Source organism: Vicinamibacteria bacterium (assembly GCA_035620555.1).
Classification (GTDB): domain Bacteria; phylum Acidobacteriota; class Vicinamibacteria; order Marinacidobacterales; family SMYC01; genus DASPGQ01.
The window spans coordinates 1-6902 of the sequence record DASPGQ010000716.1 but is presented as its reverse complement, the minus strand read 5'-3'; the positions used below and the strand labels follow the sequence as shown (position 1 = coordinate 6902).

Genomic DNA, 6902 nt, shown 5'->3' with positions numbered 1-6902 from the left:
GAACTCGAGGAGCATCCACTCCTTGCCAAGCGACTCGTTTGCGAGGCGATAGCCGAGGATGGCATAGCCTTCATTGTTGTACGCCGCGCGAATGTAAGCGCCCTCCATCGTCATGATCTCGGGCACGCCGGCCTCGGGTATCTGCACTTTTGGCTTCTCCTGGGTCTCGGTATTACCAGGAGCCGGAAGCGCCCAGGTCGAAATCAGTACGAGGAGGACGAACGTCGATAGAACGCCGTATCTCATGGAAACCTCTTTCTTTCAGGATCCCAAGCTTACACCACCGGCCAGCTGGAAGTGGTTCGCGTACCGGGCGTCGCCCGCCACGCAGCACCCGTAGATCCATGGGCGCGCGCACAAGATCTCAAGCGGTCGAGGCTCCTGCTTTCTTCCGCCTTCGCATGGACCGCGATTGATTTCAGCAACTTGCCCGCGGGAGAGGCGCTAGTCCGCTCCGTCCCGGACGCTCTCGACGCGAAAAACGAGTCCTATGAGCCCGCCACTCGAGTCGCGCTCCGTTTCGATGCGATGAAGAGTTTCGAGCGAAGCGACCGTCCTTCGTGCGCATAGCGACCCGGTCGCTCCAAGAGCCGTTCACGACGGTGTGAGGATAGGCTTCCTAGGAGTATGCGCTCGTATTCCGGCTCCTCATAGAAGTCCGCCACAATCGCAGCCGACAGGTCCTCATCGAGACCGTAGCCCAGCAGCCGTCGCAAGGACTCATTCATCCACATGAGGCCGCCTTCATCGTCGAACCCAGCGGCCGGAACGACGTCTAGTAATCCATGCGACTCTTACGCGGCATGCACCGGACCCTGACCCCCTGCACGAGGAGGGTGTTGCTTCGGAGTAGCTTTGCCGTTTCCAACCGTCCGCGTCGCCTCAAGGGGTCGAGCCCGTGGCCCCCGCCAAAAGCCAGCCACGTCTCTTCCCCCCGCATCCTCATGCGTCGACGGGACGCACGGGAAGTAGTCGCACGGTTGTTCGTTCCCCGATAACGGTTAAAGCGGTCGTCGTGAACCGAGGTTGGTATGCCCTTCAGCGCCGTTCTAACCGTTAGCACAAAGCCAACAACCGTTCCCCTACTTCCCTCTGGCGCGAAGAAACCCCACGATGAGCTCGATCATGACGCGCGCGACAATCGGACTCCTCACGAGGACAGCGTGGAGCGTCGTCGTGGCGTCGCCCGCCCGGCGAGCGCCTCGAGCTTGGGCTCCTCGATGAGCCACCGGTAGTTCCTTCCCGGGTGGCTCTCCACACGATCGACGACATAGGCAACGTCACCCAGCAGGGCCGCGATCTCGGTCAAATGGGTCAGGTCCCGATATGGGGTGCCGCGATACTTCTCCAGGACGCGCCGCCCCTCTTCGACCCCGCCTCGCTCGGTTGCGATGAGGGCGAGCGCGATCTCGAACATGTCTCTCTCGTGGGTTTCGGGTGAGCGGGAATACTCCTCTCGCCAGATCGCTTCCGCTCGCGCGAGCTCACCGATTCGATAGTAGGCATCACCCAGGAGGAGATTGGCCGCGGGGCTCCCGGGCTCAAGCTCGATTATGTGGTGCAGTATCACGAGTCTACTTCACGGCACAGCCGCTCGCAAAGACCGATCCCCTCGTTTTCTGAATGTTAGGAGAGTATTAGCCCCGATCGCTAAGTCTTTGTGCCGACGACCGGGGTGAAGAGTCGCCGCTGTCAACTCGGGATCGGGGCAATCCGCTGCCCGAGCTTGCGCTGTGGGAGATGGACGACTGAAGAAACGACAGGGACCGTGCTCGTCGTTCTGCTCGGGACGGCTTTCGTCGCGAAGTGGGTCCCGCGCGATGAGCCGCTGCGCTTGCTCCAACCACAGAGCTCCGGAGCGAGTGAGGCTCAACGAAAGAGATACGGCCCGTAGAACTCGCCCACCCACTTTTGAAACTCGAGAAGCCAAACCGCAAGAAACGCAGCGAACACCACGCCGATGAGAACGTGTCGGACCGCGGGTCGCTCGATCCGACTCGTCCCTCGAGCGAGCAGAGCTCCACCGGTAATCGACAGCAGGCCGGCGGCCCAGTAAAGCTCCTTCTGTTTGAGGAAAAGGTCAATGAAGACGTAACGCAATGCATAGGCCACGATCGCGGAAGCAAGCCAGCCATAAAACAGCAGGCGAAGCGACGGCGAGGGAACTCGACGAATCTCGGTTGCCGCGCCGATTCCCCCGATGATCAGTAGAGGGGCGCCCAGGAAGGTGAACGCCCGCGCGTAGGCCGAGGCCAGCAGGGGACCACCGGTCGTCGGTTCCGGCAACGGCGCATGGGCTCCGGACGGCAGAACGGAGCCGAACAGATCCGCGAGAGCTCGGGGATGGTAAAACAAGAGCGACAGAGCAAGCCCCGCCAGTCCCGCCGACGCGAGCGCGATGGCCGCCTTGCGATCGAGACCTCCCACGAATGGGGCGAGCAGAAGACAACAACCGACGAGAAGCCCGATGTGGAGAAACCCCGCGGTGTAGGACGCGAGGGCCACGGTGACGACGAGCGTCGCGCCCATCCAGGTGCGCGTGTTGCCCACGGAGAGACCGACCTTGGCGAGGTACACCAAGACAAAAAGGTCCAGAAGTCTGCCCAGAGTCGCTGGTCCCTCCAGGAGCAGCAAACTACGTGTCAGGCTGGGAGTCAGCACGAAGATGGCACAGGCGTAGACCGGCGCTCCCGGGGCCGCACTCAGCCGCGTCGCTAGAAAGGCCAGGGGAAGAAGCGACAGCGCTCCCAAAGTCGCGTTCGCGAACAGGATCCACCGGTCGGGAGCGTGGAGCAGCGAGTTTCCCAGATGCACGAGCGTGTGAAAGACGGGTGAGTACGGAAAAGCCTGGCTGCTGCCAGCGACGTCGGTTACCCCCAGGGAATGCGCCATTTGATAATCGGGAAGGCGCGTCCAGAAGTCGACGACCCCTCGATGGTAGAGAAGCTCGACCAGCGTCTCCTGGACCTGGATGTCGGTGAAGTAGTAGCTCGGATGAAAGACCCACGCCGAGCGCAGGAGGAGGACGACGAAGACCATTCCGAGAACGGCCGCGCTCGCCTGTCTCCAAAAGAGCTTGACCAGGCCGATGATCCCAACGCCGGCGAGAACGGGCGCGGTGCTGGCCGACGCGAAACGAAGCGCTGCGAAAGTGTCGAACGCGCTCCAGGCGACGAGAGCGACGGCGGTACCAACGGCCGCTCCCAGTGAGCCTGCCCAACCCGCTCCGGCGAGGAGCAAAGCCACGAACGTTCCGACCAGCAAGATCGCACCCGAACGAACGACAGACGCCTGAGGCCAGAGGTGACGCGCATTCCATTCGACCGCGCTCAAGAAAACCGAATCGGGGTCTTCCGCGTCGGAGCGCAATCGAACGACGGCCCGAATCCTCTCGGAAGGAAGGGCGAGGTCGATTCGCTGGGGTGCGGGGGACGCCACGAGCGTCACCTCCCATGGCTCACCCGATTCGAACGCCGCCCGAAGCGAGGCTCGCTCATCACCCGAGTACCGTACCCAGAGGGACACGGTCCCGGGCCCATCGACTGTAACCGGAAACCCGATCACCGAGCGACGGGCCAGCGCGCGCCAGACGCGATCCTCTTCGAATCGCCATTCGCGCGACAGACCGCTCCAGCCCGGATGCCAGCCGGGGCGCACCCTCAGGGGAAGCGGCCCCCGGAGCATCACCAGGGTGAGCGGCAGGCCAGCCGCGCCGAGAGCGACCGCCGTGAGAAGAACGCGGGGAGTGGAGCCCGTGGCGAGCGACCCGGGAAGCCTCATGCCCGGGCTGTCTCACCGTCCATTCGACGGCCCTACTGAACGTAGCCGAGACTTCGCAATCGTTCGAGCTCTTCCGCGTCGAGCGTTCCCGCTTCCTGCTCGTCGGTCGGAAGCTTGTTGGCCGCCGCCCACTCTCGCCAGCGCCCGAGTTGCGTCGAGAGCCGCTCCACGAGCTCGGGATGCTCCTTCGCCCGATCGTGCTGGTCCAGCGGATCCTTCCCGCGTTCGTAGAGCTCGAACTCGGGAAACCCTGGCGGGCGTTGGACGTTGTGAACGAGCTTGTAGCCATCGAGGACGATGGAGAACGCATCGACACCATTCTCCAATTGGTCGATTCGCCTCTTCCATTCGGAGATGGCGGGACGGCTCGCCCACCGTCGACCCTCCTCGGGAAGGAACAGCGGGACCAGGCTCGTCCCCTGCATGCGCCCGGGCACAGCGATGCCGGCGAGCTCGAGCAGGGTGGGGGCGACGTCGAGCAGCTGCACCGTCTCCTCCACGACCACCCCCGAAGGAATGACTCGGGGCCAGCGCAGGATCAAGGGGACGTTCGTCAGCTCGCCATAGACGTTGTCTTCGTGAAACCCACCACCGTGATCGCGAAACTCCTCGCCATGGTCGCTCAGGAAGACGACGAGCGTGTCCTCCTCGAGTCCGAGCTCTCGAAGCCTTTCGAGCACCCTTCCGATCTCGACGTCGGCGGCCCGGATCGATCCGTCGTACCAGGCGAGCTCCCGCGCATTGAAGACGTCGGGATCCAGACCCGCGTCCACGAGGTCCTCGCGATGAGGAAGCCTGCCGTTTCGTTCGCGCTCCTCGACGAGCGGTTTCACCTTCTCGATGCTTTCCTTGAGCGACTGGGAATCGCCGGGCTCGCCCCAGAGCGCGTCGTAGGGACGGTAGGGCTCGTAGGGACTATGGGGATCGATCGGGTGGAGAAAAACGAAGAAGGGCAGGTCATGATGGGTCTCGAGCCACTCGAGAAGCCGGTCGACCAGGGGACGCGCCGTCTTGCTGCGGCTCTGCCCGTCGGGAACCTCGATCGAGCCGCGCTCGTGGAGGACTTCGAGGCCCTGATGAAGGTTGTTGGCGCGCCCCGAGAAGCCGTTTCCCGAGGCACCCCAGGTCGCCCACCCCGCTTCCCGGAAGGATTCCGCGAGCGTGTCTGCCGAGGCAGGAAGCTTGTGGAATAGCTCGTAGACCCCGTTCGACGAGGGATAAGTAGAGGACAGGATCGAAGGAACCGAAACCTTCGTCCAGGCCCCTTGAGCAATGGCATTCTGGAACCTCACCCCTTCACGGGCCAAGGCGGCGACGCTCGGGGCCGTCTCGCGCTCATAACCATAGGCCTCGAGGTGATCCTGCCGAAGCGTGTCGAGCAAGACGACGAGCACGCCCCGAGGACGCGGGTGGCTCTCTCGAGACGCGCTCTGCCAGACGCTTCTCCCTCGGATCGCCGGCGCGCCCCAGAAACCGATCGCGCCGGGCTCGAGGGCCTCGAGTCGCAACGACAACGTCGTCTCCCGTGAGGCCAGCTCGGGAAGATCGAACGTCACCTCGTGCCAGCGATTCGGCGTGGTGATCGTCCGTCGAACAAGCAACCGTTCCTCTCCGCGCTCCGCCTCGGCAACCACGGAGAACGTCACTGGACCGTCCTCGACCGTGCCGACGGCGAGATCCAGGACCGGGTCGGGAGGAAGTGTGACGGTGAAACGAGCGTCCTCGGGGGAGCGGGTCACGATGGTCTCGCGGTATATCTCGGAAAGACCTTGCCAGCTCACGCCCGACGGGATCTTCGCGAGATGCTCGCGGCGGAACACGAGGCGCACCGATTCGATCTCGAAGTCGGCCGCCTCGACGTCCGTGGGTTGCAGCAACACGTGCCGAATGCCCGACGCGGGAAACGAGGTCCGTGCCGCGGAGCCGGCGCTGATCGTATAGGTCTGGATCTGCTCGCCGGGCAGAAGCGGAGTGGAAAGTGGCCAGGGGAATCGCTTGACCCGGCTCGCCAGGCGGTCGAGGTCGACTGCCTCGTCTTCGCTGAAGTTGACCGCGAGGTTCGAGCCAGAGGATACGCGGGCTCGAATCACCACTTCCTGGAGCACATCCGCTGGGTCTACTCTGGCAGGGCGTTCCAGCTGCAGGATGGGCACGTCGGTCGCGGAGCGTCCGGTGAGACGCCCTTCGCGAACCGCAGCCTGGGCGATCCCGGGCCCGGCCTTCCACGACGGGCTCGGCCCGTCGAAGCGCCACTCGGTTGGCTCGGGCGGAGCCGGAGAGGGGCTCGCGCCAAAGATGTTTGCCGAGGGGAAGGCGTCGACGAGCCTGACCACGGCCGGCGGCGTCGCGGACTCGCCGCAAGCGATGACCAGCGTTGGGATCGACATCCAGAAGGTCAAGGACGCGCGCATGCCGTTACTCCTTTTGGCGGGACCCCAGTTATTTCAGGTGGCGCTCCATGTACTCGAACACCATCGTCCACAGGTGGATGACCTCGTCGGTGCCCCGGATCCCGTGGGTCTTGTTCGGGTAGAAGAACTGGTCGAATTGCTTGCGGTTCTTGATGAGACCATCGATGAGCTGGATGGAGTTTTGAGGATGGACGTTATCGTCGTGGGTGCCGTGAATGAGAAGCATGCGGCCCTCGAAGTTGGCAACGGCTTCTACCGAGGAAGTCCTCCGATAGGCCTCGGGATCCTCCCAGGGCGTTCCCATGTAACGCTCGGTGTAGATGGAGTCGTAGAGGTGCCAGTCGGTGACCGGGGCGCCCGCCACACCGATCTTGAATAACTTGGTGTGCGTCATGTGAAACGTCGTCGTGAACCCTCCCCCGCTCCAACCCCAGACCGCCGTGTTCCTGGCATCGACGTAAGGGAGCGAAGTCAGGTACTCGACCGCCGCCTCGTGGTCCGCGACGGCGAGCGGCCCGATATTGTGATCGCCGAGAACGGCGTATTTGTGGCCCCAGATCGCCGAGGTGCGGTCGTCGATCTGGGCCACCACGTAGCCCTCCTGAACGAGGAATTGGTGAAACAAGTACCGGCTGCCGGCCCAGGAGTCCCGAATGGTCGGCACTCCCGGCATGCCGTAGATATAGACGACCAGAGGGTATTTCTTCTCCG

General features: G+C 63.6%; 5 protein-coding genes. All 5 read right to left on the bottom strand.

The genetic code is table 11. From position 1 onward, the window contains the following. Nucleotides 1-246 (bottom strand): hypothetical protein (locus VEK15_28815; protein HXV64735.1); only part of this gene is annotated, 246 nt, incomplete at its 3' end. Nucleotides 247-1150: 904 nt separating this feature from the next. Beyond that, nucleotides 1151-1570 (bottom strand): tetratricopeptide repeat protein, encoded by a 420-nt coding sequence (locus VEK15_28810; protein HXV64734.1) that lies wholly within the window; start codon nt 1568-1570, stop codon nt 1151-1153. A gap of 299 nt (nt 1571-1869) precedes the next feature. Continuing rightward, nucleotides 1870-3780: a hypothetical protein gene (locus VEK15_28805; GenBank protein HXV64733.1), complete on the bottom strand. Its 1911-nt coding sequence runs from the start codon at nt 3778-3780 to the stop codon at nt 1870-1872. A gap of 32 nt (nt 3781-3812) precedes the next feature. Next, the gene (locus VEK15_28800; GenBank protein HXV64732.1) at nt 3813-6191 is read right to left on the bottom strand and encodes a sulfatase; all 2379 of its coding nucleotides are present in this window, start codon (nt 6189-6191) and stop codon (nt 3813-3815) included. A 28-nt stretch (nt 6192-6219) separates the two neighbouring features. Continuing rightward, the coding region (locus tag VEK15_28795; GenBank protein HXV64731.1) for a prolyl oligopeptidase family serine peptidase at nt 6220-6902 on the bottom strand (683 nt) is incomplete at its 5' end.